This window comes from Achromobacter sp. HZ01 (assembly GCF_003267925.1).
Lineage (GTDB): Bacteria > Pseudomonadota > Gammaproteobacteria > Burkholderiales > Burkholderiaceae_B > Achromobacter > Achromobacter pulmonis_A.
The window spans coordinates 925,331-949,607 of the sequence record NZ_LWKV01000001.1 but is presented as its reverse complement, the minus strand read 5'-3'; the positions used below and the strand labels follow the sequence as shown (position 1 = coordinate 949,607).

Sequence of the window (24,277 nt, the reverse complement as noted above, 5' to 3'; positions counted from 1 at the left end):
GCTCCGCGGAGCCCGGCTTGCGCTACACCGCCATCCGGCTGTTGATGAGATCGGTGACCAGCATGTGCCCGGGCGCGTGCGTGATGCAGAATTCCGGCCGCACCGAGGCCACCACCGACTGCGGCGTCACGCCGCAGGCCCAGAACACCGGCATCTCCCCTTCCCGTATTTCCACCGCGTCGCCGTAGTCCGGGCGATCGATGTCGGCGATCCCGATCAGGGCCGGGTCGCCGAGGTGCACGGGCGCGCCATGCACCGACGGAAAGCGCGAGGTCACCTGGATCGCGCGGATCGCGTCGGCGGCCTTCAGCGGCCGCATCGACACCACCAGCGGCCCGCCGAACACGCCGGCCGGGTGCGTCTGGATGCTGGTGCGGTACATGGGCACGTTGCAGCCCTGCTCGATGTGGCGCACCGGCAGGCCGTTGTCCAGCATGGCTTCCTCGAACGAGAACGAACAGCCGATCAGGAACGACACCAGGTCGTCGCGCCAGATGTCGCGCACGTCGGTGGGCTCGGCCACCAGCTCGCCGTTCTTCCATACGCGATAGCGCGGAATGTCGGTGCGGATATCGATGTCCTCGCCCAGCTCGGGCAGCGCCGGATCGCCCGGCTCGGACATGGCCAGCAAGGGGCACGGCTTGGGATTGCGCTGGCAGAAATGCAGGAAATCCGCCGCCAGCGCGCGCGGCAGGATCGCCAGGTTGGCCTGCACGTGGCCCGGCGCCAGGTTGGCCGTGGGGCCGGTCAGCCGGCCGCTGCGGGCGTCCAGGCGCACCTGGCGCGCCGCCTGCGCGCCGGCTCGCATCGAATTGGCGATCATGGCTAGCCTCTCGCTTGCGCCAGCAGTTCCTCGACGGCCAGGCCGATGGCCAGCACGCGGCGGTCGGCGCCGTTGCTGGCCGCGATCATCAGGCCCACGGGCGCCGTGCCCGCCGCATGGCAAGGCAGCGACAGCGCGCAGCCGTCCAGGAAGTTGATGAGCGTGGGATTGCGCAGGATCAGGCCGTTGGCCGCGTAATAGGCTTCGTCGGCGGCCAGGTCGGCCACCGCCGGCGCCACGATGGGCGTGGTCGGCATGATCAGCGCGTCGTAGCCGGCGATGCGGTGGTCCACCGCCGCCACCCAGGCCTCGCGGGCGTCCAGCAGGTCCAGGTAGTCGGCCGCGCTCATGTCCTTGCCGCGCATGATGCGCGACACCACGCGCGGGTCGTAGCGCTGGCCGGCGCGCGCGATCAGGTCGCGGTGCCAGGCCCAGGCCTCGGCCGCGGTGAAGCCGCCCTTGGCGTTGATGGCGGCCAGCTGCGCGAATTCCGGCACGGCGATCTCGTCGACCAGCGCGCCGGCCTCGCGCAGCCGCGCGACCGCGGCCTCGAAGCTGGCGGCCACGTGGCTGTCCATGCCGTCCAGCGCCAGCGTGGTCGGCACCGCCAGGCGCAGGCCGCGCAGCGGCAGCGCCTGCGGCGCCGGGCCGCCGTCGCCCGACAGGATCGCGTCCAGCTCGGCGCAGCAGCGCACGCTGGCGGCGATGGGGCCGATCGAGTCCAGGTTGGCCGACAGCGGCAGCACGCCTTCCATCGACACGCGCCAGGCGCTGGGCTTGAAGCCCGTCAGGCCGCAAAGCGCAGACGGAATGCGCACCGAGCCGCCGGTATCCGAGCCGATGGCGGCCACGGCCATGCCGTCGGTGACCGACACCGCCGCGCCCGAGGACGAGCCGCCGGGGATGCGGCCGGTGGCGCGGTCGTAGGGATTCAGGGGGGTGCCGTAGTGAGGGTTGATGCCCAGGCCCGAGTAGGCGAACTCGGTCATGTTGGTGCGGCCGATGATGACGGCGCCGGCGGCGATCAGGCGCTGCACCACTTCCGCGTTGGCGTCGGCGGCGGGTTCTCCGGCGCGCGCCACCGAGCCGGCCATCGTGGTCTCGCCCTCGACGTCGAACAGGTCCTTGATGCTGATGGGCAGGCCTTCGACGGCCGAGCGCACGATGCCCGCCGCGCGCAGCGTGTCCGACGCGCGCGCCTGGGCCAGCGCCGCCTCGGCATACAGTTTGGTGTAGACGCGGGTGCCCTCGCCCGCCTCGTCGCGGGCGCGGGCCAGCACGGCCTCGGTGAGCGCCACGGACGTCGTGCGGCCCTCGTTCAGGGCCTGGTTCAGTTCGTTCAGGGTCGGAAACATAGTCATCCTGGTGCCGCTGGGCGGCTCAAGTACACACGGGGACGGCCGGCGGCCTCAGGCCACCACGGGCAGCGTCTCCACATGATAGCGGTGGCGCAGGCTGCGCTGGCGGCGCGGATCGTAGAGTTCCATGGCGAAGTCCACCGACGGGCGGATGCCGCCGATGGCGCCGACCGTGCCGCAGGTCATGCCCGCGCCCGCGGGCAGCACGGCGCTGCCGCCGGTGTAGCCGGCCACCAGGTCCTGCGGCGTGCGCAGCGAGGCCAGCGGGCCTTCCTGGTACAGCACTTCCGCGCCGTTCTCCACGATGTACGAGCGGATGACCAGCTCGTCCCAGTAGTCGGCCACGTCGGCCAGGCGCCATGCGCCCGTGGCCAGGGGCTTGACGCAGACCTGCTTGGACATGGCCACGCTGTAGGTTTCGAGCTTGCGGTCGGTGTGGTCCGACGCGATGCTGACGTACATCTCGCCATCGATCGCGAACACGAACGTCTCGACCTCGCCGGAGGAATCCTCGCCCAGCGCCTGCACGGTCTCGTCCTGGGTCAGCTGGTTGGCGGCGATGCGGTAGTACAGCGGCACGCTGCTGGGACGCGGCACGCCGATGGCGGCCAGTTCCTCGATGTGGTGCTCGATGGCGGCCATGTCGCGTCCGGCCCAGCCGGCCACGATCACGGAATTGAACTCGACTTCCACCCGGCGCGGCTGGGAATCTTCGATCTGGAATACGGCTTTCATATCTGTCCTGCGGAATCTGAGAGGTAAAGGACGCGGCGCCCGCCGCGTCCGAAAGAAGGTTTGCGGCGGCGCCCTAGCCGAACACGCGCGGCAGCCACAGCGCCAGGTCGGGCCAGAACGCCAGCAGCGCGAGCATCACGAACATGGCCGCCACGAACGGCAGGCTGCCGACGATGACCGCGTTCATGGACCCGCTCTTGCGCAGGCTCTGCACCACGAACAGGTTCAACCCGACCGGCGGCGTGATCAGCGCGGCCTCGACCAGGATGATGATCACGATGCCCAGCCAGATGGGATCGAAGCCCAGGCCGATCATGATGGGCGCCACGATGGGAATGGTGGTGATCATCATGGAGAGGGTTTCCATGAAGCAGCCCAGCACCAGGTAGAAGATCACCAGGATCAGCAGCATCCAGCCCGGCGACAGGCCCAGCCCCGAGATGGACTGGGTCAGCGCGTCGGTCAGGCCGGTGGCCGACATGACGAAGTTCAGGAAACTGGCGGCGATCACGATCAGCATGATCATGGCCGTCGAACGCATGGTGCCTTCCATCACCTCGCGCAGCATCGACCACGTCAGGCGGCGGAACCAGGCGGCCAGGATCAGCGCGCCCAGCACGCCCAGCGCGGCGGCCTCGGTCGGCGTGGCCAGGCCGGCGTAGATGGAGCCCACCACCAGGAAGAAGATCCCCATGGGCGGCGCCAGGTGCACCAGGCTGGCGATGCGCTGGCCCCACGTGGCCTGGACCTTTTTGCCGCCCCACGACGGCTTGGCCACGCAGGCCAGGACCACGGTCAGCATGAATAGCGCCGCCATCGCGAAGCCCGGGATGATGCCGGCCAGGTACAGCTTGGGCACCGAGGAATTCGTCAGCACGCCGTAGATGACCAGGTTGATGGACGGCGGAATCAGGATGCCGAGCGTGCCGCCGGCGGCCAGGCTGCCCAGGAACAGCGGCTCGTTGTAGCCGTACTTGCGGATCTGCGGAATGGCCACCGTGCCCACGGTCGCGGCCGTGGCCACGCTGGAGCCCGAGGTCGCCGAGAACAGCGTGGAGGCGCCGATGTTGGCGTGCATCAGCCCGCCCGGCAGCCAGGACAGCCACAGGCTCATCGCGCCGTACATGCGCTCGGCGAAGCCCGCGCGCAGCAGCACTTCTCCCAGCATGATGAACAGCGGAATCGCCACCAGCAGGAATTCGTTGTTGGTGCTCCAGGAAATCTCGCCGATGGCGCGCGTCAGCGGCAGCATGGAAAAGAGCGGGTCCAGGATCAGGCCCAGCACGCCCAGCGCGGCGCCTACGGGAATCGACAGGCCGATCAACACCAGCAGCAGGATCAAAGCGGTGGAAATCATGCGGCGTCTCCCTTGACCATGCGCTCGCCGGCGGCGGCTTCTTCTTCAGCTTCTTCCTGCGCCGAGCGCACGCCGCAGATGTTCCTGACCAGTTCGATATCGCCGGTCACCAGCGCCGCCGAGGCGCGCGCCAGCATCAGCGCCACCGTCACGCACATCCAGGCCAGGCCCAGCGCCCACAAGCCCTGCGGAATCCACAGCGGCGTCGCAAGCGGCGTATTGGCGGCGGACTTCTGCGTCCACGAGGCCTGCACCACTTCGGAGGCGTAATACGTCAGGTACACCATGAAAACCGCCAGCGCCACCAGCGAGATCCAGTCCAGCACCGCGGCGACGCGCACGGGCATGTGCTGATAGAGCACGTCCACGCGCACATTGGCCCGCTGCAGCGTCGCGAACGCCAGCGCCCACGAGGTGCTGATGGCGAAGGCGTAGCTGGACAGCTCATCGGCCCCGCCAGTCGTGAACCCCAGAAATTTACGCGCGAGCACATCGAACGAAATCAGCAGCACGCTGGCCACCGTCAACGCGCCGCCGGCCCACACCGCCAGCCGCGAAAAACTCTCCGCGCGCCGCAATATGCCGCCCAGCAGGCGAAAGTGTTCGGTTTGAGTCATAAAAAAACCTTTGAAAAACAGCCGCAAACCCTAGCCACCCTACGCACCAGGCACATCCCATCGGGATGCCGAGGATCCGGCTCCGCCGGTCCTCAGGCATGCCCCCCTGGGGGGGAAGCGCGCAGCGCTTCGGGGGGGGCTCTACTTCTTCGCCACGACGCCCAGCGTCTTGCCGATCGTGGCGTTGAAGTCGTTCACGCATTGCGCCGAGCAGCGCGCGGCCCACTTGGGCAGCACGGCTTCCTGCGTGACCTTCTTCAGCAGTTCGCGGTCCGCGTCCGAGGGCTGGACCAGGACCATCTTGCCCTTGACCGGGTACGGGCACGCGGCCGCGCCGGTATTGCAGTCATAGCCTTCCTGGGTCTGGCGCGCCGCGGCGTCCCAGATGTCGTCGACCAGGGTCTTCACGTTGGTCTGCAGGAAGCTGCGGACCTTGGGATCGAGCTTGTCCCAGGCCTTCTGGTTGACGGCGTGGATCTGCTGGTTCCAGTTGATCGGCAGCGCCACCAGGTGGGTGGAGACCTCGTACCACTTGGCCGAGTAGCCCGACAGCGAACCCGTGATGGCGCAGTCGACCACCTTGTTCTGCAGCGCCGGCACCACTTCGCCGAACGCCATGGTCACGCTGGAGCCGCCCAGCGCCTCGACGAACTCGGCCGTGGTGCGGCTGCTGGTGCGGACCTTCTTGCCCTTGATGTCGGCCAGGCCCTTGATCTCGGCGTTGCAGAACAGCACCTGCGCGGGATAGGTCGAGATGCCCAGCAGCTTGACGTTGCTGCCCTCGCCGTACAGCTTGGCGTAGACCGGCTCGAATGCGTCGGTCACGGCGCGCGCGGTCTTGACGTCGGGCGCCAGGCCGGCCAGGTCGATCGCCTCGTTGATCGGGTTGTCGCTGGCGAAGTACGCCAGCGTGGCGGTGCCGAACTCGACCACGCCCTGCGACATCAGGCGCAGCAGCTCGGGACCCTTGAGGCCCATTTCGTTGAAACCCTTGATCGTGGCCGTGACCTGGCCCTTGGAGAGCTCGGGGATCGTCTTGGTCCAGAACGGTTTTTCGTAGTCGTTGTAGGCGGTCAGGTTGCTCAGGCCGCCCACCACCTTCAACTGGGTCTTGGGCAGGTCTTGCGCCTGGGCGGCGCCGGCGAGCAGGCCGGCGGCGACTGCGGCGAAAACTAGAGACTTTTTCATGGACAAAACTCCTAGCTGGCGGGATGGTATGCCGCGCGCGGGACCCCGTTATCCCGGTGGCGCGCGGATGGCTGATCGGGAGTCAGTAGCCCCGCGGCGATCGTAGATGCGCCGCCATTGCAGCGTCAGGGCCCGGGAGCGTCCAATCGTATGTTGCGATACGGGGGTATAAATATTTCTTGGGTCTTCCGGACGCGGGCTACGACTTTTTGCGCAAATCACGCTGTGGCGCGGCTTTGCGGGCCGCGGCGGTGGTTTTGCGCGGCGCCGCAAAAACGGCTTTCATAAAAATAGGGACACTGTCTGCTGGGGAAAACACCTACCCTGCCAACGGCTAGCAAGGCGTCCCGTCGCCGGCCTGGGCGGCCACTTTCTGGGCCATCTGCGCGATCACGCGCACCGCGTGGCTGTCCGGCCCCTGCACCCAGGTCGCGGTAAAGCTCAGCTGCGGCAAGGGGTCGGCCTGCACCCGCAGGATGCGCAGTTCGCCGCGCGCCAGCTCCTTGCCCAGGAACACCGGCGCGATCACGCTGGTGCCGATGCCGTCCTGGGTCATGCGCACCACCATCGACATGGAGGCGCTGCCGTACATGCGCGGCGCGGTCACGCCGGCGCGCGTCAGCATGTCGCGCACGACCCGGTACGGCGCGCTGTTGGACGGATAGGTGATGATGGGCAGCTTGCCGATGCGCTCCAGCGTCAGCGGCTCCGGTCCCAGGTCCAGCACCGGGCTGGCCACCCAGGCCAGCGGATAGGTGCACAGCGCCAGGTTCTCGACCCGCGCCTCCAGCACCGGCCCCATCAGGAAGGCCAGGTCGATCTGGCGCGACATCAGGTGCGAGCGCAGCACGTGCGTGGTGTCGACCTCGATCTCCAGCACCAGCGCCGGATAGTTGGTGTGGATGAGTTCGATCAGGGCCGGCAGCCAGGTCTGCACGATGGTCTCGGCCACGCCGATGCGCACGGTGCCCGTCATCACGTTCTGCTCGCGCGCGGCCTCGAACATGTCGCGCCGCAGCTGCAGCATGCGTTCGGCGTGCGACAGCAATTCATGGCCCTTGCCGGTGAGCTTGACGCCGCGCGCCTCGCGCTCGAACAGGCGCACGCCCAGGTCGGCCTCCAGCGAGGCGATGCGTTGCGATACCGCAGGCTGCGTGGTGTTGAGTTTCTCGGAGGCCGCGCGGAAGCTGCCCAGCGTGGCCACCCAGAAAAAAGTTTCGATGTTGCGTAATTCGATCATGAGCCTGTTCCCCCGGCTCGATGAGCGTATCATGTCAGCCGCCCGTCAGTACCCTGGAACAGGGCCCCAAATCAAGGAGTCTTCCGATGAACCCGGCCGATAGCGGTCGTACGCGCGCAGGCGCGCCCGCGGCCAGCGGCCCCATGCTGGGCGTGCTGTTTCTGGTGCTTTCGATGTGGGTCCTGTCCTGCCTGGACGCCAGCGGCAAGTGGGTCATGAGCGCGGGCGTGCCGCTACTGGTGCTGTCCTGGTTCCGCTACGCGGTGCACCTGGTGCTGGTGCTGGCGCTGGTGCTGCCGGCGCGCGGGCTGGGCATCGTGCGCAGCAAGAAGCCGCGCGAACAGATCCTGCGCGGCGGCTCCATGTTCCTGGCCACGCTGATGTTCTTCACCACGCTGAGCTACATCCCGCAGGCCGAGGCCACCGCCATCAACTTCCTCGCCCCGCTGCTGGTGCTGTCGGCCGCGCCCTGGATACTGCGCGAGCCGGCGCGCCTGTCGCGCTTCGTGGCCGCCGGCGTGGCCTTCGTCGGCGTCGTCATCGTGATCCGTCCGGGCGGCGGCCTGGACCCGGTGGGCACCCTGTTCGGCCTGCTCACGGCCTGTTGCTTCGCGGTGCAGTTCATCGCCACGCGCCGCGTGGCCGGCGACGATCCGTTCACCTCGCTGATCTGGAGCGGCGCGGTCGGCACCGTGGTGCTCACCCTCGCCCTGCCCTTCATCCTGCCGCCGGCCATGCCGGTGCTGCGCGCGCTGGCGCCGCAGGACTGGCTGCTGCTGATTTCCACCGGCATCACCGGCGGCCTGGGCCATCTGTTCCAGATCGCCGCCTACCGCCGCGCGCCGGCCTCGACGCTGGCGCCCTTCGTGTACCTGCAGATCATCAGCGCCACCGCGGTCGGCTGGCTGGTGTGGGGCCATTTTCCCGACGCGCTGACCTGGCTGGGCATCGCCATCATCTGCGCCAGCGGCATCTGCATCGGCGTGGTGGAATGGCGCCGCGGACGCGCGCCGGGCGCGCCGCTGGCCGACGCCCGCGCCCGCTGAGTCCTTGCCGGGCGGCTCCCGTACAATGCGGGTCGCCCTAGCGCTTTTCCCGATATTTCCCGAACCGAGGCCCTCATGATCATCAAGCCCCGTGTGCGCGGCTTCATCTGCGTGACCACCCACCCTGCCGGCTGCGCCGCCAACGTCAGGAACCAGATCGACTACGTCCGCGCCCAGGGGCCGATCGCCGGCGGACCCAAGCGCGTCCTGGTGCTGGGCGCGTCCACCGGCTACGGCCTGGCGGCGCGCATCAGCGCGGCCTTCGGCTGCGGCGCGCAGACGCTGGGCGTGTTCTACGAGCGCGCGCCCGAGGGCGGCAAGCCGGGCACCGCGGGCTGGTACAACAGCGCCGCCTTCCACGAAGCGGCGCAGGCCGCCGGCCTCTACGCCAAGAGCATCAACGGCGACGCGTTCTCCGACGAGATCAAGCAGAAGACCATCGAGGCCATCCGCCGCGACCTGGGCCAGGTCGACCAAGTGGTCTACAGCCTGGCCGCGCCGCGCCGCACCCATCCCCGGACCGGCGAGGTCTACAACTCCACGCTCAAGCCCGTCGGCGCGCCCGTCACCCTGCGCGGCCTGGACACCGACCGCGAAGTGGTCAGGGAATCCGTGCTGGAACCCGCCACCCAGGCCGAGATCGACGCCACCGTGGCGGTCATGGGCGGCGAGGACTGGCAGATGTGGATCGACGCGCTGCTGGAGGCCGGCGTGCTGGCCGAAGGCGCCACCACCACGGCCTTCACCTACCTGGGCGAGAAGATCACCCACGACATCTACTGGAACGGATCGATCGGCGCGGCCAAGAAAGACCTGGACCGCAAGGTGCTCGACATCCGCGCCAGGCTCGCCGCGCGCGGCGGCGACGCCCGGGTGTCGGTGCTCAAGGCCGTGGTCACGCAGGCCAGCTCCGCGATCCCGATGATGCCGCTGTACCTGTCGCTGCTCTTCAAGGTCATGAAAGAGCAAGGCACGCACGAAGGCTGTATCGAACAGGTCTACGGGCTGTACCGCGACAGCATCTGCGGCCCGGCGCCGATCCTGGACGAGGAAGGCCGGCTGCGCGCCGACCGCAAGGAACTCGATCCCGAGGTGCAGGCCCGGGTACAGGCGCTGTGGCCGCAGGTCACCAGCGAGAACGTCTACCAGCTCACGGACTTCGCCGGCTACAAGCAGGAATTCCTGCGCCTGTTCGGCTTCGAGGTCGAGGGCGTGGACTACGAGGCCGACGTCGATCCGGCCGTCGAGATCCGCGGCCTGATCTGATTCAGGCGAACAGCTCCAGCAGGCGGTCCAGGCCGCCTTCGTCTATCGCCACCTTGGCTTCCTGGCGCACCACCGGCTTGGCCCGGTAGCCCACCGACAGGCCGGCCGCGCGCATCATCGGCAGGTCGTTGGCGCCGTCGCCCACCGCGATGGCGCGCTGCGGCCCCACGCCCCGCGCCGCGCACACCTCCAGCAGCTTGCGGCGCTTTTCCTCGCCGTCGCAGATGTCGCCCCAGGGCTGCGGCAGCAGCCGGCCGGTCAGAAGGCCGTCGCGCACTTCCAGCACGTTGGCGCGCACGTCGTCCAGGCCCAGGCGCGCGCGCAGCCGGTCGGTAAAGCAGGTAAAGCCGCCGGTCACCAGCAGGCAGGTCAGGCCGGCCGCCTTGCAGGCCGCGATCAGCGTCTCGGCGCCGGGGTTGATGCGCACCCGCTCCTCGTAGACCCGGTCCAGCATCGCCGCCGGCATGCCGGCCAGCAGCGCCACGCGCTCGCGCAGGCTTTGCTTGTAGTCCACGCTTTCGCCGCGCATGGCGGCCTCGGTCAGCGCCGCGACTTCGGCCTTCTTGCCCATCAGGTCGGCCATCTCGTCCAGCGTCTCGATGGAGATCAGCGTGGAGTCCATGTCGAACGCGATCACTTTGTAGTCCGACAGCGCCAGCGGCGGCGCGATGCCGCGCCATTGCAGGCCGGGGTTGGACGTGGGCAGCGGCATGGGGAATTCCTTGTCTAGGGTTGCGAGGCCTCGCGCCCCTGGGCGCGCAGCCATTCGATGAATAATTGCGCCGCGGCCGCCGCCGGGCTGTCCGGGCGGTACAGCGCGTGGATGCCGGCGTTGGGCAGTTGCGGCTGCGTGAAGAGCGGGCGCAGCCGGTCGGCGCGGATGTCGTCGTCCAGCAGGCACCAGGGCGCCAGCGCGATGCCCAGCTCGTTCATGGCGGCCTGCATGCACAGGAACTGATGGTCGAACACCGGGCCGGGCAATTGCGCCGGCACGTCCACCTTGGCCAGCGCGAACCAGCGCGGCCAGTGGTCCATGCCGCCGGCGACCTTGAGCAACGGATGGCCGAGGCAGTCCGCCGGCGCGGCCAGGCGGTTGCGCTCGATGAAGCGCGGCGAGGCCACCGGCACGTGGAAATCGTCCAGACAGTGCACACAGGTGAATTCCGGATGCGCCAGGTAGCCCAGGCGGACCAGCACGTCACTGCCGGCGTCGCCGCCGCGGTCCAGGAACGGACGGCCCTGCGTGGTCAGCTGCACGTCGATGCCCGGATGCAGCGCCTGGAACGCCGACAGGCGCGGGATCAGCCACTTCATGGTCAGGGACGGCGTGGCGCTTACGCGCAGCGCGCCGCCGTAGCCGGGCGACTTCAGCTTGGCGGTGGCCGCGGCGATGCGCTCCAGGCTGGCCTGCACTTCGGGAAAATACGCCTGGGCGCAAGGCAGCAGCGCCACGCCGCGCGCCTCGCGCGCGAACAGGGGCTGGCCCACATACTCTTCGAGGATGCGGATCTGCTGGCTGACCGCGCTGTGCGTGATGCTGAGTTCTTCGGCCGCCGCGGTGAAACTGCGCAGCCGCGCCGCGACTTCGAACACCCGCAAGGCCTTCAGCGGCGGCAGGCTGGGCGCCGCCATCTCAATGGCGGCGCGCCCGGGCGCCCGCCCGGCGCCGCGCTATGCTGCGTTGTCCCACGTCTACCCTTGTCGTGTATTTATTCTCGGTGCCCGGCGTCGAACGCGCGCACACCCCTCCGTCCAGCCGCATTCTAGGGGATTGCACGCGCGCCGACCTCTTAGAAAATCTAACGCCACGCCTTAAAAAACACCGCTGGTCGCGCCGCGCGCCCATTCCTATGATGCCGGGAACCTCATCGGGGAACCCAACATGGCATCAATCACGGTAGACGGCATCGTCAAGACCTTCGGCGGGCAGCAGGTGCTGCGCAACCTTTCGCTGCACATCCCGGACGGCGCGTTCTATACGCTGCTCGGCCCCAGCGGCTGCGGCAAGACCACCCTGCTGCGCTGCATCGCCGGCTTCTACGCGCCCGACGGCGGACGCCTGCTGTTCGACAGGGACGACGTGACCCACGTGTCCGCGCACCGCCGCGACATCGGCATGGTGTTCCAGGACTACGCGCTGTTTCCCGACAAGACCGCATTCGACAACGTGGCCTACGGCCTGCGCGCGCGCGGCGTGGCGCGCGCCGAGATCGCGCGCCGCGTCAACGAGGCGCTGGACAAGGTCGGCCTGCAGGCGCTGGCCGAACGCTTTCCCGCCCAGATGAGCGGCGGACAGCGCCAGCGCGTGGCCCTGGCGCGCGCGCTGGTGATCCGCCCGCGCGTGCTGCTGATGGACGAGCCGCTGTCGAACCTGGACGCCAAGATGCGGCTGCAGATGCGCGACGTGATCCTGGACCTGGTGCGCGAGGCCGGCATCACGACCGTGTTCGTGACGCACGACCAGGAAGAAGCGCTGGCCATGTCGGACCGCATCGCCATCATGGACCGCGGCGACATCGCGCAGCTGGGCACGCCGGAGGAACTCTATGGCACGCCGGTCAACGCCTATGTGGCGGACTTCATCGGCTCGGCCAACGTGATTCCCGTGCCCGCCAGAAACGGCCAGGCCGGCGCGCCGGCCGGACACGTGCGCTACGAACTCTGCGGCCTGGGCTTCGACGGCATGCAGGGTAGCGAGCGCCTGGACGACCAGGGCATCCTGATCGCGCGGCCCGAGGAGCTGGCGCTGATGGCGCCCACGCCCTACGTGCCCAACACCCTGCCCGGCAAGGTGCTGCGACGCCAGTACCTGGGCTTCAAGACGGCCTACCGGATCGAACTGGCCAACGGCTCGGAGATCCGCGTCGAACTGCACGCCGGCAACATGGTGGCGCAGTTCCAGCCAGGCGAGGCCGTGCAGGTGCTGATCCCCGCCGACAGCCGCGTCGTCAACGCCTGAGGAACGCCACGCCATGAAAAGACTATGGTGGCCCTGGGGCGTCCTCACCGCGATCAGCCTGGCCGTGCTGCTGTTCTTCGTGCTGTATCCGCTGGGCGTGCTGTTCGGCAACAGCGTCACCGGCCAGGACGGCGGCTTCACGCTGGAGGGGTTTCGCGCCCTGCTGGCCGACTCGCAGTACGTGGAGGCCTTCGGCAACACGCTGATCCTGGGCCTGGCCGTCACGACCTGCACCGTGCTGGTGGGCGTGCCGTTCGCGTACATGGTGGCGCGCTACGACTTCCCGCTCAAGAACCTGGTGGCGATCCTGCCGGTGCTGACCATCGTCATCCCGGAGATCATCGTGGGCCAGTCGTGGCTGCTGATCCTGGGTAACAACGGCCTGCTGACGAATCTGCTGGGCGACGCCGGCATTTCGCTGCCGTCGTTCTACGGCTGGACCGGCATGCTGTTCTCGATGACGCTGGTCTACTACACCTACATCTACCTGGGCGTGCTGGCGGCCTTGCGCGGCTTCGACGGCCAGCTGGAGGAAGCCGGCCTGAGCCTGGGCACGCCGCCGCTGCTGACCAAGCTGCGCGTGCTGGTGCCGGTGCTGCTGCCGGCGGTGCTGGTCAACGCGCTGGTGGTGTTCACGCTGGTGGTGGGCAACTTCGCGCTGGCCACGCTGCTGGGCAGCCGCGTGCCGCTCTTGTCGGTGATGACCTACAACACCTTCGTCAGCGAAATGGGCGGCAGCCCCACGCTGCAAAGCGCCATGTCGGTGGTGTCCATCGCCATCGTCGCCATCGTGCTGTTCTTCCAGAAGCGCGTGGTCGAACGCAAGGTCTACACCATGACGCAGGGCCGCGCGCCGGCCCCGGTGCGCGTGCGCTCGTGGACGGCGCTGTTCTACACCGGCGGCGTGGGCCTGGTGATCTGCATTTCGCTGCTGCCGCTGATCGTGGTGTTCATCGCCGCCTTCACCAAGACCAGCGGGCCGGTCATGCAATGGGGTCAGTGGTCGCTGGCCAGCATGCAGCGCGCGCTGCACGGCGCGCCCGAGCCCATTCTCAATTCGCTCAAGTTCGCCTCGCTGGCCACGGTGCTGGGCGTGTCCTTCGCGGTGCTGGCCAGCTACCTGACGATCAAGAAGCGCAGCGCCTCCACGCAGGTGCTGGACTACATCGTGGTGCTGCCTTTGACCATCTCCGGCACGGTGCTGGGCATCGCGCTGGTGCAGACTTTCAACACCGGCTGGCTGGTGCTGGCGGGCACCTCCGGCATCATGGTGCTGTGCTACACGGTGCGGCGCCTGCCGTTCGCGGTGCGCAACGCCTCGTCGGTGCTGTTCAACATTCCCGAGTCGATCGAGGAAGCCTCGATCAGCCTGGGCGTCTCCCCGCTCATGACCTTCTTCAAGGTGGTCCTGCCCGCCATGAAGGCCTCGATCATCTCGGCCGCCATCCTCATGTGGCTGACGACGATCTCCGAGCTGTCGGCCTCCATCGTCGCCTACAGCGGCGGCCTGGAAACCATGCCCATCGCCATCTTCCGCCAGGTCGACGGCGGCAGGCTGGGCATGGCCTCGGCCTACGGCGCGGCGCTGGTCACGGTGATCGTGCTGCCCATCATCGTGTCGGTCAAGGCGTTCCGCATCAAGCTGTTCTCCGGCAAATAACCCACTCGCACAGAGGCTACCCATGCAACTCAAGCACCTACTTCAGCACAGCGTCCTGGCGGCGGCACTGGCAACCGGCGCGGCCCAGGCCCAGAACGTCGTGCTCTACTCGTCCAACAACACCGAGACCATCGAAACCGCGCTGGAAGCGGTCAGGCAGCACGCGCCCAAGCTGAACGTGCAGCCGGTCACCGGCGGCACCGGCACCATGATGAAGCGCATCGAGGCCGAGGCGCAGAACCCGCGCGGCGACCTGTTCTGGAGCGGCGGCTTCGGCACGCTGGGCGCCTACCGCCAGCACCTGCAGCCCTACCGCCCGGCCGACCTGGACAAGATCCCGGCGGAATTCCGCGGCCCGGACGACCTGTGGGTCGGCACCAACGTCCACGTCATGGTGATGATGGTCAACGAGCGCCAGCTCAAGGGCCTGCCCGCGCCGGCGACCTGGACGGACCTGATGCAGCCGCAGTGGAAGAACAAGTTCGCCATCACCGATCCGTCCAAGAGCGGCACGGCCTACATGCTGGTGTACGGCCTGTACAAGCAGTTCGGCCAGGAAGGCCTGGACAAGATCGCGGCCAACGCCGTGATCACGGCTTCGTCGGGCACCACCTACAAGGGCGTGGCGGCCGGCGAATACGCCGCGGGCCTGACGCTGGAATACGCCGCGCAGGAATACGTGGCCGGCGGCCAGAAAGAGATCAAGCTGGTGTATCCGTCCGAAGGCAGCTACCTGGCGCCGGAAGGCATGTTCATCATCAAGGGCGCGAAAAACGCGGACGCCGCCCGCGCCCTGTATGACGGCCTGCTGAGCAAGGAATCGCAGCAGGCCCAGCTGGTGAACAACTTCCGCCGCCCGACGCGCACGGACATCCCGGTGGCCAGCCTGACCACCCTGCCCGACCTCAAAAGCATCAAGATCTTCCCGATCGACCAGGATGCGGCGGCCAAGGAATATGAAGCCGTGGTGGCCGCCTGGAACCAGGCCGTCTCGAAGGCGAAATAAGCGCCCTCAGTTGCCGTCGACCATCCGGCCGGCGGCAAGGACCAGCTGGCGCCCGCAACGGGCCGCCAGCTGCGGATCGTGGGTCACCAGCACCAGCGTGGTGCCGTGCTCGCGGTGCAGGTCGAACATCAGGTCGATGACCGTCACGCCGGTGGCGGCGTCCAGGCTGCCGGTGGGCTCGTCGGCGAACAGCAGGTCGGGCCGCACCACGAAGGCGCGCGCCAGCGAGACGCGCTGCTGCTCGCCGCCGGACAGCGTGCGCGGGTAGTGATGCAGGCGCGCGCCCAGGCCGACGCGCTCCAGCATGGCCTGCGCCGCCTCGCGCGCGGCCTGCCCGGCCAGTTCCAGCGGCAGCATCACGTTCTCCAGCGCGGTCAGGTTGGGCAGCAGCTGGAACGACTGGAACACGAAGCCCACGTGGTTGGCGCGCAGGCGCGCGCGGCCGTCCTCGTCCAGGGAAAACAGGTCCTGCCCGGCCAGGCGCACGCTGCCGGCGCTGGGAACATCCAGCCCCGCCAGCAGTCCCAGCAAGGTGGACTTGCCCGAACCGGAGCTGCCGGTGATGGCCACCGCGCTGCCGGCCTCGACCGTAAAATCTATGCCTTCCAGGATAGACAGCGTGCCGCCGGCGTCGGCCACCCGCTTGCCCAGCCCTTTCACCTCGATCGAATTCTTGTTATCCATGCGCCTATTTTCCCGTCTGCTACTCGTATCCGTCCTGGCGACCGCCAGCGTGGCGCCCGCCCACGCTCAGACCGCCGCGCCGGCCCAGGGTTCCGCGCCCCGCACCGTGCTGATCCTGGGAGACAGCCTGTCGGCCGAATACGGCATCAAGCGCGGCACCGGCTGGGTGCCGCTGCTGTCGGCCCGCCTGTCCGAACAATACCCCAACTATCGCGTCGTCAACGCCAGCATCAGCGGCGACACCACCAGCGGCGGCGTGGCGCGCCTGCCGGCGCTGCTGCGCCAGCACGAGCCGGCCGTGGTGGTGCTGGAGCTGGGTTCGAACGACGCGCTGCGCGGCCTGTCGCTGTCCATGACCGAGCAGAACCTGCGCACCATGACGCAGGCGGCGCGCCAGGCCGACGCCCGCGTGCTGATCGTGGGCATGCAGATTCCGCCCAATTACGGGCGCGACTACACCCAGCGCTTCGCACAGGTGTTCCCCACGGTGGCCAAAGACGAAAACGCCCGGCTCGTGCCCTTCCTGATGGAAGGTATTGCAACGAACCGGGCGATGTTCCAGGCCGACGGCATCCATCCCAACGAGGATGCCCAGGCCAAATTGCTGGACAACGTGTGGCCGACGCTGCGGCCCATGCTCGACTGAAGCGTCAGCCGGCGGCCTGCTGCTGGTCGCCGCGGATGACGTCGGCGGCGGCCGGCAGCACTTCGACCTTGTACTGCTCACGCAGCATGCGAATCATGGCTTCGCTCTCGGCCTGGCCCCAGGCGCCGGAGAGCTGCTGCGCGAGGCTGTCCTGGTCGGCCTTGTCGACCTTGCCGGCCTCGACCTTCTCCAGGCGCACCAGCGTGTAGTCGGCGCCCGACTGCACGCCGGCATAGCCCGGCAGCGTGCCCGCGGGCAGGCGCATGGCGGCTTCGAGGACCGGGCGCGGCAGGCCCTTGGGGTCCTGGCGCGAGACGGTCTGCGGCGCCGAATAGCCTTCCGGCACGGTGGTGGCCGGGCTGGCCTTGTCGGCGGCCAGGGCGGCTTCGCCGGCCTGCTTGGCGGCGGCGGCGGCGCGCTCGTCGATCAGCCTGGCGCGGATCGAATCGCTGACCTTCTCCAGCGGCGGCACGTGGGCCGGCTGCACCGCGGCCACGCGCACGGCCAGCATGGTGTCGGGCGAGAGTTCGATCACGCCGGAGTTGTGCTTTTCGCGCAGCACGTCGGGCGAGAACAGCACCTGGCGCACGCGCGGGTTGTCCAGCAGCGCGGCGTCGGGGCTGTCGGCGGCCGAGCCCGGGCCGGCCTGGTCGGCGGGCAGCAGGCCCTCGCGGGTCACGCCGGAGGCGGTGCGCAGCTTCAGGCCGACGGCGTCGGCGGCCGGCTGCAGGCTGTCCTGCTGGTCGTAGACCTGCTTGTTCAGCTGGCTGGCCATTTCCGAGAAACGCACCGCGGCGATCTGCTTGCGCACTTCGCCGGTGATCTGGTCCTTGACCTCGGCCAGCGGCTTGATGGCGGCGGGCTGGATCTCGGTGACCTTGACGATGTGCAGGCCCGACGGGCTTTCGATCACGCCCGAGACCTGGTCCTTGGCCTGGCCGAACACGGCCTTCTCCAGCGGGCCGGACAGCATGCCCGGGGCCAGCCAGCCCAGGTCGCCGCCCTTGGCGGCCGAGCCGGCGTCCTGCGATTCCTTGGCGGCCAGATCGGCGAAGCGGGCCGGATCGGCGGCGGCCTGGCGGGCCAGGTCCTCGGCCTTGGCGCGGGCGGCCTTGCGGGCCTCTTCCGAGGCGCCGGGGGCCAGTTCGATCATGATGTGGCTGGCGCGGCGGCGCTCGGGCTTGCCGAAGCGGTTCTTGTTCTGTTCGTAATAGGCGGTCAGGTCTTCTTCCTTGACCTGCACGCCCTGGGTGGCGGCGGCCTCGTCCAGCACCAGGTACTGCACCTGGACCTGCTCGGGGATCTGCAGCTGCTGCTTGTTGGCGTCGTACCAGGACTGGATGTCGGCCGGCGTGACGTTGACCTGCGAGCGGAAGTCGGCGGCGGCGAAGCGGCGCAGCTGCACCGTGCGCTGCTGGGTCAGCGCGGTTTCCAGCGCGGCCACGACCTCGGCCGGCGCGCGGGCCGACTGGCCGACCGGTTCGAGCACGCGGGCCACGGCCAGGTCGCGGCGCAGGCCGGCTTCGAACGAGGTCGGCGACATGCCCTGCGCGGCCAGCACCTGGCGGTAGCGCTCGGGCGAGAAGCGGCCGTTGTCCTGGACTTCGGGAATCGCGGCGATGGTATTGCGCAGCGTTTCGTCCGACACCGAGAAGCGGTTGTCCATGGCGACGTTGGCCAGCAGGCGCTGGTTGATCAGCTGGTTCAGCAGGTTTTCGCGCAGCGCCGGCGTGTCGATCACGGCCGGGTCGAACTGCGTTCCCAGGCGCTGGCGCAGCTGTTCGAGCTGGTTGCGGTGCGCCTGGTCGAACTCGGCGCGCGAAACCGGTTGCCCGGCGACCGTGGCCAGTTCGGGCTCGGCCCGCATGAAACTCTCATAGCCTTGAATCCCGACCAGGAAAAAGGACGGCACGATCAGAAGCAGCAGGATGAACTGCATCCAGCGCCGATGGCTGCGAATAAATTCGAACATGGAATCCCTGTTGCCGCGCTCCGGGGTATCCACCCGGAGCCGCACGAAAACGCATAAAAAAGGGCGAACCCGATTCGCCCCATTCCCATACCGGTCACTACCGGGTCAGCGGGCGGATTTTAGCATTTCTCATTCGCCGGGTGAGCCGGGCGAAACCCGGCCCTCGCCCGCATGGATCGCATCCGCCGTCAACCCGGGGAATCACTATTTCCGCCGCCTGCGGCCCCTCGTATCGTGGCCGGGTCCTTCCACCCGCAAAGAGGTCGCCCCGATGCCGTTTTCCGCCCCCCGCCTGCCCGTTCTGCGCGCCTGCGTCGCGCTCGCCCTGCTCGGCGGCACCCACGCGGCGCTGGCCGCCCCGGTCGCCGCCGTGCACGAAGCCGCTCAGGCGCAGCGCCAGGGCATGCTGGACACCATGCGCGACCTGGTCGGGATCGAATCCGGCAGCAAGGACGTCGAAGGCGTGGAGCGCATCGCCGAACTGATCCGCGACCGCCTCAAGGCCCTGGGCGGCAAAGCCGAGATCCTGCCGGCCACCGACGTGTTCCGGCTGGACGACACGCCCGAGAAGGTCGGCCCCATGGTGCATGCCGAATTCAAGGGCAAGGGCGACAGGAAGATCATGCTGATCGCCCACATGGACACCGTCTACCGCAACGGCATGCTGAAGGACCAGCCCTTTCGGATCGACGGCGACAAGGCCTACGGGCTGGGGATCGCCGACGACAAGCACGGCGTGGCCATGATCCTGCACACCATCGCCCTGCTGCAGAAGCTGGGTTTCGACGATTTCGGCACCCTGACCGTGCTGATCAACGGCGACGAGGAAATCAGCTCGCCCGGGGCGCGCAGCACCATCACCCGCCTGGGCGCCGAGCAGGACGCCGTGTTCTCGTTCGAGGGCGGCGGCGCCGAGCCCCGCCTGACGCTGGCCACCAGCGGCATCGGCGCGGCCTACCTCACGGTGCAGGGCAAGACCTCGCACGCCGGCTCGCGCCCCGAAGGCGGCGTCAACGCGCTCTACGAACTGGCGCACCAGGTGCTGCAGCTGGACGACCTGTCCAAGCCCGAGGCGGGGCTGAAACTGAACTGGACCGTGGCCCAGGCCGGCACCAACCGCAACGTCATCCCGGGCCAGGCCACCGCGCAGGCCGACGCCCGCGCGCTGCGCGTCTCCGACTTCGACGCGCTGTCGCGCAGCCTGGAGGAAGGCATCAAGAACAAGCTGCTGCCCGATTCCAAGGTCAGCGTGAAATTCGAAATCCGCCGCCCGCCGCTGGAGGCCACGCCCGCCTCGCGCGCGCTGGCCCGCCACGGCGTGGAGATCTATAAGGAACTGGACCTGCCGCTGAAGGTGGTGGACCGCGCCAGCGGCGGCGGCACCGACGCGGCCTTCGCGGCGCTCAAGGCGCGCGGGCCGGTGATCGAGGGCATGGGCCTGTCCGGCTTCGGCGCGCATTCCAACGACGCCGAATACATCCGCATCGACAGCATCGTGCCGCGCCTATACCTGGCCGCCCGCATGATCATGGACGTGTCGCAGGGCAAGGCGCCCTTGAAGTAGGAGTATCCTTGCAATCCTGTCCCAAGAACCTGATTGCAACACCTCCATGAGCGCAACATTACCCTCCTGGCCCTATTCCCGCTACATCGCCCACCGCGGCGGCGGCCGGCTGGCCCCGGAGAACACGCTGGCCGCGATGCGCGTCGGCGCCGAACACGGCTTCACCATGTTCGAATACGACGTCAAGCTCAGCCGCGACAACGTGCTGGTGCTGATGCACGACGACAAGGTCGACCGCACCTCCAACGGCGCCGGCCCGGCCGCGGACAAGACCTACGCGGAACTGGCGCAACTGGACTTCGGCAGCTGGCATTCGGCCGCCTACGCCGGCGAGCCGCTGCCCACTTTCGCCGCCGTGGCCCGCTACACCCTGGCCAACGGCATCGCCAGCAATGTCGAAATCAAGCCCTGTCCCGGCCGCGAGGCCGAGACCGGCCGCGCCGTGGCGCTGGCCGTCCGCCAGTTGTGGCAGGACGCGGCGCCCCTGCCCCTGCTGTCCTCGTTCGCGGAAGCCGCGCTGGCGGCCGCGCGCGAGGCCGCGCCGGAAGTGCCGCGCGCGCTCCTGGTGGAAAAAGTCCCCGCCGACTGGCGCGAGCGCCTGGCCAAGTACGAATGCGTGGCGCTGAACATCAACCAGAAAGACGCCACCCGCGAACTGATCGACGCCGTGCACGCCGCCGGCTACCGCATCGCGGCCTGGACCGTCAACGACCCGGAACGCGCGCGCCTGCTGCTCGACTGGGGCATCGACGGCATTTTCACCGACGAGCTGGCCGCCATCCGGCCCGCCGCCTGAGGCACCGCGCCGTGTTCAGCTACCGCCACGCCTTCCACGCCGGCAACCATGCCGACGTGCTCAAGCACGCCATCCTGATCCACACGCTGGATTACTTCAACCGCAAGGACGCGCCCTACTGGGTGGTCGACACCCATGCCGGCGCCGGGCTCTACAGCCTGGACAGCGACTGGGCCGCCAAGACCTCGGAGTTCGCCGACGGCATCGGCCGCCTGTGGGAAGCGCCGGACCTGCCGCCCATCCTGGCCGACTACGTGGCCCGCATCCGCGCCTACAACACCAACGGCCGCCTCAAGCGCTATCCCGGCTCGCCGTGGCTGGCGCTGGACGCCATGCGCCCATCGGACCGGCTGCGGCTGTTCGAGATGCATCCCACCGAAATCGACACGCTGGTCTCCAACCTGGAGCACCAGGGCCGCACCGCCCAGCGCCAGACCACGATCTACGGCGACGACGGCTTCGAGGGCGTGAAGGCGCTGCTGCCGCCGCCCACGCGCCGCGGCATGGTGCTGATCGACCCTTCGTACGAAGACAAGAACGACTACCGCCGCACGCTCATTACCGTCAAGGAATGCATCAAGCGCTTCGCCACCGGCACCATCGCCGTCTGGTATCCGCTGGTGCAGCGCCGCGAGGCCGGCGAGATGGCGCGCCACCTGGAAAACCTCAAGGTCAAGAGCTGGCTGCACGCCACGCTGACCGTCAAGAAAGCCGCCATCGACGGCTACGGCCTGCACGGCAGCGGCATGTTCCTGATCAATCCGCCCTGGACCCTGCACGACGCGCTCAAGCCCGCCATGCCTTACCTCGCGCGCACGCTGGGGCAGGACGAACGCGCCGGGTTCACGCTGCAGTTCCGGGAAAATCCCTTCCCCGCGCCGAAAAAACACTCGGACGATTAAGGCGATTCCCGCGTCGCAGGCGCTGCGGCGCGGGACGCCCGCCCTCAAACCACCTCGTCTTCCGTCGCTTCCGGCCGCAGCGCCTCGCGCGCCAGCGCCAGCTTGGCCGCGGCGTCGCGCAGCGCCGTGCGCAGGCCCTCTTCGATCACCGGGTGGTAGAACGGCATCTCCAGCATGCGCGCCACGGTCAATTCCTGCTGCACGGCCCAGGCCAGCAGGTGGCCGATGTGCTCGGCGCTGGGGCCCACCATCTCCGCGCCCAGGAAGCGGCCGGTTTCGATATCGGCGTACACGTGCAGCAGGCCGCGGTTCTTCAGCATGACGCGCGAGCGGCCCTGGTCGCCGAAATCCACCTCGCCGATCACATAGGTGCCCGGGATCAGCCGCGCGTGGCCCTTGCCGGCCACCGCGATCTGCGGGTCCGAAAACACCACCGCCAGCGGCGCGCGGCGCAGGCCGGGACGGACGTCCGGATAGCGCGCCGCGTTTTCGCCGGCGATGCGGCCTTCGTCGGCCGCCTCGTGCAGGAGCGGCGCGTCGGCGTTGGCGTCGCCCGCGATGAAGATGGCGCTGTCGCCGGCCTGCATGGTTTCGCGGTCGAAGACCGGCACGCCCTGCGCGTTCAGCGCCAGCGAGGTGTGCTCCAGGCCCAGCCCGTCCAGGTTGGCGCGGCGGCCGGTGGCGACCAGGGCGTAGTCGAAGCGCTCGGTGCGTTCGCTGTTGTCCAGCGCCACGTAGCGCACTTCGACCTCGTCGCCCACGCGGGTCGTCTCCAGCACGCGCGCGTCCGGATCCAGGTAGAACTCGCCCTGGAAGATCTTGCGCGCCGCCTGGCGGACCTGCGGGTCGCTGATGCCGGCCAGGCTGCCGCTGACGCCGAAGACGCGCACGGTCACGCCCAGCCGGGCCAGGGCCTGGCCCAGCTCCAGGCCGATCACGCCGGGACCGAACACCGCCACGCGGCGCGGCAGGTCGTTCCAAGCGAACACCTCGTCGTTGACCACCAACCGGTCTCCCAGCGCGCGGAAAGGCGGCGGCACCGAGGGGCGCGAGCCGGTGGCGATGACGATGCTGGCGGCCTGCACCTCGGTGTGCTCGTCCACGTGCAGCACCGTATCCGACTCGAAGCGGGCATAGCCGCGCAGCTTGTCCTCGGCGGGGATGTTCTCCACGCCTTCGAGCACGAAACCGACGAAGCGGTCGCGTTCGCGCTTGACGCGGTCCATGACCGCCGCGCCGTCGACGCTGATCTTGCCGTTCACGCGCACGCCGAACGCATCCGTGTGGGCGGCGCTGTGGGCCGCTTCGGCCGCGGCGATCAGCAGCTTGGACGGCATGCAGCCCACGCGGGCGCAGGTGGTGCCATAGGGGCCGCCCTCGATCAGCAACGCTCGCTTGCCCGCGGCTTTCGCCGCGCGGTAGGCGGCCAGGCCGGCGGTGCCGGCGCCGATGATGGCGATGTCGGTGTGCAGAGTCTTCATGTCTTGGGGTCTCCCTGTATGGCGTGGGGCAGGATTTGCAAGGCGTATTCCGCCTTGTTGCGCAGCCTGAGGACGAACGCCGTCCCGCGGCGCCCGGACGGGGCCGCACCAAGATGCGCAACGAGGGAAATTCGCGGAAGATGCCGGGCCGCGGCGGGCGGCCCGGCCGGCGGACCGGGACGTACGCCCCGGTCCCGGCAGGCGCTTAGCCGATGCGCGCCTTCAGTTCTTCCAGGCCGCCGACCAGCGAGCCGTTGATGAACACCTGGGGAGCGGTGCCCTTGCCCGAGACCGCGCCGATCACGCGGCCGCGGACCTTGTTGTCCAGCGGGATCTCGATCGCGGAGTAGCCCTTGGCGTCCAGCAGCGCCTTGGCTTCGATGCAGAACGGGCAGCCCGGCTTGGAGAACACCACGACCTGGTCCGGCTTCTTGGCCTTCGGGGCGAAATACGCCAGCATGGTGTCGGCGTCGGACACTTCGAACGGGTCGCCTTCCTTTTCCGGCTCGATGAACATCTTTTCGATCACGCCGTCCTTGACCAGCATCGAGTAGCGCCAGCTGCGCTTGCCGAAGCCGAGGTCGCTCTTGTCGACCAGCATGCCCATGCCTTCGGTGAACGCGCCGTTGCCGTCGGGCAGCAGCGTGATATTGGACGATTCCTGGTCCTTGGCCCATTCGTTCATGACGAAGGTGTCGTTGACCGACACGCACACGATGCTGTCCACGCCGGCTTCGAAGAAGGCGGGCGCCAGTTCGTTGTAGCGCGGCAGGTGCGTCGAGGAGCAGGTCGGCGTGAAGGCGCCGGGCAGCGAAAAGACCACAACGGTCTTATTCTTGAAGATATCGTCCGAAGTGACCTTCTTCCAGGTATTGTCTTCGCGGACGGGGAAAGTAACGTTGGGGACTCGTTGGCCTTCGCGGTTCTGCAGCATTCAATCTCTCCTTGGGGTAGCGGGGTCTTGTTCAACCACCATG

The 24,277-nt window shown here is 68.6% G+C and carries 22 protein-coding genes; 9 read left to right on the top strand and 13 right to left on the bottom strand.

Annotated features, from left to right (window positions below; genetic code table 11):
- Window positions 1-22: 22 nt before the first annotated feature.
- The 7 genes from A6B37_RS04560 to A6B37_RS04530 form a co-directional block, all read right to left on the bottom strand.
- Complete coding sequence (locus tag A6B37_RS04560; protein ID WP_102771844.1) at window positions 23-808, bottom strand: putative hydro-lyase; 786 nt, start codon at window positions 806-808, stop codon at window positions 23-25.
- A gap of 17 nt (window positions 809-825) precedes the next feature.
- Window positions 826-2,178: an amidase gene (locus A6B37_RS04555; RefSeq protein WP_111825033.1), complete on the bottom strand. Its 1,353-nt coding sequence runs from the start codon at window positions 2,176-2,178 to the stop codon at window positions 826-828.
- 54 nt (window positions 2,179-2,232) lie between these two features.
- Complete coding sequence (locus A6B37_RS04550) at window positions 2,233-2,916, bottom strand: DUF2848 domain-containing protein (protein WP_102771345.1); 684 nt, start codon at window positions 2,914-2,916, stop codon at window positions 2,233-2,235.
- Window positions 2,917-2,989: 73 nt separating this feature from the next.
- Window positions 2,990-4,273, bottom strand: coding sequence for a TRAP transporter large permease (locus tag A6B37_RS04545; RefSeq protein WP_102771346.1), 1,284 nt, complete (start codon window positions 4,271-4,273; stop codon window positions 2,990-2,992).
- Window positions 4,270-4,890, bottom strand: a complete 621-nt coding sequence (locus A6B37_RS04540; protein WP_102771845.1) for a TRAP transporter small permease — start codon at window positions 4,888-4,890, stop codon at window positions 4,270-4,272. The genes A6B37_RS04545 and A6B37_RS04540 overlap by 4 nt, the downstream gene beginning before the upstream one ends.
- A gap of 141 nt (window positions 4,891-5,031) precedes the next feature.
- Window positions 5,032-6,078, bottom strand: a complete 1,047-nt coding sequence (locus tag A6B37_RS04535; RefSeq protein WP_111825032.1) for a TRAP transporter substrate-binding protein — start codon at window positions 6,076-6,078, stop codon at window positions 5,032-5,034.
- Between the two features lie 334 nt (window positions 6,079-6,412).
- A complete protein-coding gene (locus A6B37_RS04530; protein ID WP_102771348.1) occupies window positions 6,413-7,318 on the bottom strand; it encodes a LysR family transcriptional regulator in 906 nt (301 codons plus the stop codon).
- An 86-nt stretch (window positions 7,319-7,404) separates the two neighbouring features.
- On the opposite strand from A6B37_RS04530, the gene A6B37_RS04525 reads away from it, so the two are divergent.
- Both A6B37_RS04525 and fabV read left to right on the top strand, forming a co-directional pair.
- On the top strand, window positions 7,405-8,364 hold the full coding sequence (locus A6B37_RS04525) for a DMT family transporter (RefSeq protein ID WP_111825031.1): 960 nt from the start codon (window positions 7,405-7,407) through the stop codon (window positions 8,362-8,364).
- Window positions 8,365-8,439: 75 nt separating this feature from the next.
- On the top strand, window positions 8,440-9,630 hold the full coding sequence (gene fabV / locus A6B37_RS04520) for an enoyl-ACP reductase FabV (protein WP_111825030.1): 1,191 nt from the start codon (window positions 8,440-8,442) through the stop codon (window positions 9,628-9,630).
- 1 nt (window position 9,631) lies between these two features.
- On the opposite strand, the gene serB is transcribed toward fabV, so the two are convergent.
- The gene (serB, locus tag A6B37_RS04515; RefSeq protein ID WP_111825029.1) at window positions 9,632-10,342 is read right to left on the bottom strand and encodes a phosphoserine phosphatase SerB; all 711 of its coding nucleotides are present in this window, start codon (window positions 10,340-10,342) and stop codon (window positions 9,632-9,634) included.
- A 14-nt stretch (window positions 10,343-10,356) separates the two neighbouring features.
- The gene (locus A6B37_RS04510) at window positions 10,357-11,262 is read right to left on the bottom strand and encodes a LysR substrate-binding domain-containing protein (protein ID WP_111825028.1); all 906 of its coding nucleotides are present in this window, start codon (window positions 11,260-11,262) and stop codon (window positions 10,357-10,359) included.
- Window positions 11,263-11,512: 250 nt separating this feature from the next.
- On the opposite strand from A6B37_RS04510, the gene A6B37_RS04505 reads away from it, so the two are divergent.
- From A6B37_RS04505 to A6B37_RS04495, 3 genes are read left to right on the top strand one after another with little or no spacing between them, the layout of a single operon-like run.
- Window positions 11,513-12,589, top strand: coding sequence for an ABC transporter ATP-binding protein (locus tag A6B37_RS04505; RefSeq protein ID WP_102771353.1), 1,077 nt, complete (start codon window positions 11,513-11,515; stop codon window positions 12,587-12,589).
- A gap of 13 nt (window positions 12,590-12,602) precedes the next feature.
- The gene (locus tag A6B37_RS04500; RefSeq protein ID WP_111825027.1) at window positions 12,603-14,249 is read left to right on the top strand and encodes an iron ABC transporter permease; all 1,647 of its coding nucleotides are present in this window, start codon (window positions 12,603-12,605) and stop codon (window positions 14,247-14,249) included.
- A gap of 22 nt (window positions 14,250-14,271) precedes the next feature.
- Window positions 14,272-15,255, top strand: a complete 984-nt coding sequence (locus A6B37_RS04495; protein WP_102771355.1) for an ABC transporter substrate-binding protein — start codon at window positions 14,272-14,274, stop codon at window positions 15,253-15,255.
- A 6-nt stretch (window positions 15,256-15,261) separates the two neighbouring features.
- Here the strand turns inward: A6B37_RS04495 and A6B37_RS04490 are convergent, their stop codons facing one another.
- The gene (locus A6B37_RS04490) at window positions 15,262-15,939 is read right to left on the bottom strand and encodes an ABC transporter ATP-binding protein (protein WP_102771356.1); all 678 of its coding nucleotides are present in this window, start codon (window positions 15,937-15,939) and stop codon (window positions 15,262-15,264) included.
- On the opposite strand from A6B37_RS04490, the gene A6B37_RS04485 reads away from it, so the two are divergent.
- Window positions 15,938-16,585 carry an arylesterase gene (locus tag A6B37_RS04485; protein ID WP_168202109.1) on the top strand — a complete coding sequence of 216 codons (648 nt, stop codon included), beginning with the start codon at window positions 15,938-15,940 and terminating at the stop codon, window positions 16,583-16,585. The genes A6B37_RS04490 and A6B37_RS04485 overlap by 2 nt on opposite strands.
- A 4-nt stretch (window positions 16,586-16,589) precedes the next feature.
- Here the strand turns inward: A6B37_RS04485 and A6B37_RS04480 are convergent, their stop codons facing one another.
- Entirely contained in the window at window positions 16,590-18,557 is a 1,968-nt protein-coding gene (locus tag A6B37_RS04480; protein ID WP_111825026.1) for a SurA N-terminal domain-containing protein, read from the bottom strand.
- A gap of 271 nt (window positions 18,558-18,828) precedes the next feature.
- Here A6B37_RS04480 and A6B37_RS04475 point away from each other — a divergent pair, with 271 nt between their 5' ends.
- From A6B37_RS04475 to rlmJ, 3 genes are read left to right on the top strand one after another with little or no spacing between them, the layout of a single operon-like run.
- On the top strand, window positions 18,829-20,121 hold the full coding sequence (locus A6B37_RS04475) for a M20/M25/M40 family metallo-hydrolase (protein WP_111825025.1): 1,293 nt from the start codon (window positions 18,829-18,831) through the stop codon (window positions 20,119-20,121).
- A 46-nt stretch (window positions 20,122-20,167) separates the two neighbouring features.
- Window positions 20,168-20,917 (top strand): glycerophosphodiester phosphodiesterase, encoded by a 750-nt coding sequence (ugpQ, locus tag A6B37_RS04470; protein WP_111825024.1) that lies wholly within the window; start codon window positions 20,168-20,170, stop codon window positions 20,915-20,917.
- Between the two features lie 11 nt (window positions 20,918-20,928).
- A complete protein-coding gene (gene rlmJ, locus A6B37_RS04465; protein ID WP_111825023.1) occupies window positions 20,929-21,819 on the top strand; it encodes a 23S rRNA (adenine(2030)-N(6))-methyltransferase RlmJ in 891 nt (296 codons plus the stop codon).
- A 44-nt stretch (window positions 21,820-21,863) separates the two neighbouring features.
- On the opposite strand, the gene A6B37_RS04460 is transcribed toward rlmJ, so the two are convergent.
- Window positions 21,864-23,300: a dihydrolipoyl dehydrogenase gene (locus A6B37_RS04460; protein ID WP_111825022.1), complete on the bottom strand. Its 1,437-nt coding sequence runs from the start codon at window positions 23,298-23,300 to the stop codon at window positions 21,864-21,866.
- A 205-nt stretch (window positions 23,301-23,505) separates the two neighbouring features.
- Window positions 23,506-24,234, bottom strand: a complete 729-nt coding sequence (locus A6B37_RS04455) for a glutathione peroxidase (RefSeq protein WP_102771362.1) — start codon at window positions 24,232-24,234, stop codon at window positions 23,506-23,508.
- Window positions 24,235-24,277: the final 43 nt, after the last annotated feature.

What these genes read in the sequence shown, in the direction of transcription:
- A6B37_RS04560 (WP_102771844.1), bottom strand. Translation starts at nt 808, where the DNA reads ATGCGAGCCGGCGCGCAGGCGGCGCGCCAGGTGCGCCTGGACGCCCGC.
- A6B37_RS04555 (WP_111825033.1), bottom strand. Translation starts at nt 2,178, where the DNA reads ATGTTTCCGACCCTGAACGAACTGAACCAGGCCCTGAACGAGGGCCGC.
- A6B37_RS04550 (WP_102771345.1), bottom strand. Translation starts at nt 2,916, where the DNA reads ATGAAAGCCGTATTCCAGATCGAAGATTCCCAGCCGCGCCGGGTGGAA.
- A6B37_RS04545 (WP_102771346.1), bottom strand. Translation starts at nt 4,273, where the DNA reads ATGATTTCCACCGCTTTGATCCTGCTGCTGGTGTTGATCGGCCTGTCG.
- A6B37_RS04540 (WP_102771845.1), bottom strand. Translation starts at nt 4,890, where the DNA reads ATGACTCAAACCGAACACTTTCGCCTGCTGGGCGGCATATTGCGGCGC.
- A6B37_RS04535 (WP_111825032.1), bottom strand. Translation starts at nt 6,078, where the DNA reads ATGAAAAAGTCTCTAGTTTTCGCCGCAGTCGCCGCCGGCCTGCTCGCC.
- A6B37_RS04530 (WP_102771348.1), bottom strand. Translation starts at nt 7,318, where the DNA reads ATGATCGAATTACGCAACATCGAAACTTTTTTCTGGGTGGCCACGCTG.
- A6B37_RS04525 (WP_111825031.1), top strand. Translation starts at nt 7,405, where the DNA reads ATGAACCCGGCCGATAGCGGTCGTACGCGCGCAGGCGCGCCCGCGGCC.
- fabV (WP_111825030.1), top strand. Translation starts at nt 8,440, where the DNA reads ATGATCATCAAGCCCCGTGTGCGCGGCTTCATCTGCGTGACCACCCAC.
- serB (WP_111825029.1), bottom strand. Translation starts at nt 10,342, where the DNA reads ATGCCGCTGCCCACGTCCAACCCCGGCCTGCAATGGCGCGGCATCGCG.
- A6B37_RS04510 (WP_111825028.1), bottom strand. Translation starts at nt 11,262, where the DNA reads ATGGCGGCGCCCAGCCTGCCGCCGCTGAAGGCCTTGCGGGTGTTCGAA.
- A6B37_RS04505 (WP_102771353.1), top strand. Translation starts at nt 11,513, where the DNA reads ATGGCATCAATCACGGTAGACGGCATCGTCAAGACCTTCGGCGGGCAG.
- A6B37_RS04500 (WP_111825027.1), top strand. Translation starts at nt 12,603, where the DNA reads ATGAAAAGACTATGGTGGCCCTGGGGCGTCCTCACCGCGATCAGCCTG.
- A6B37_RS04495 (WP_102771355.1), top strand. Translation starts at nt 14,272, where the DNA reads ATGCAACTCAAGCACCTACTTCAGCACAGCGTCCTGGCGGCGGCACTG.
- A6B37_RS04485 (WP_168202109.1), top strand. Translation starts at nt 15,938, where the DNA reads ATGCGCCTATTTTCCCGTCTGCTACTCGTATCCGTCCTGGCGACCGCC.
- A6B37_RS04490 (WP_102771356.1), bottom strand. Translation starts at nt 15,939, where the DNA reads ATGGATAACAAGAATTCGATCGAGGTGAAAGGGCTGGGCAAGCGGGTG.
- A6B37_RS04480 (WP_111825026.1), bottom strand. Translation starts at nt 18,557, where the DNA reads ATGTTCGAATTTATTCGCAGCCATCGGCGCTGGATGCAGTTCATCCTG.
- A6B37_RS04475 (WP_111825025.1), top strand. Translation starts at nt 18,829, where the DNA reads ATGCCGTTTTCCGCCCCCCGCCTGCCCGTTCTGCGCGCCTGCGTCGCG.
- ugpQ (WP_111825024.1), top strand. Translation starts at nt 20,168, where the DNA reads ATGAGCGCAACATTACCCTCCTGGCCCTATTCCCGCTACATCGCCCAC.
- A6B37_RS04460 (WP_111825022.1), bottom strand. Translation starts at nt 23,300, where the DNA reads ATGAAGACTCTGCACACCGACATCGCCATCATCGGCGCCGGCACCGCC.
- A6B37_RS04455 (WP_102771362.1), bottom strand. Translation starts at nt 24,234, where the DNA reads ATGCTGCAGAACCGCGAAGGCCAACGAGTCCCCAACGTTACTTTCCCC.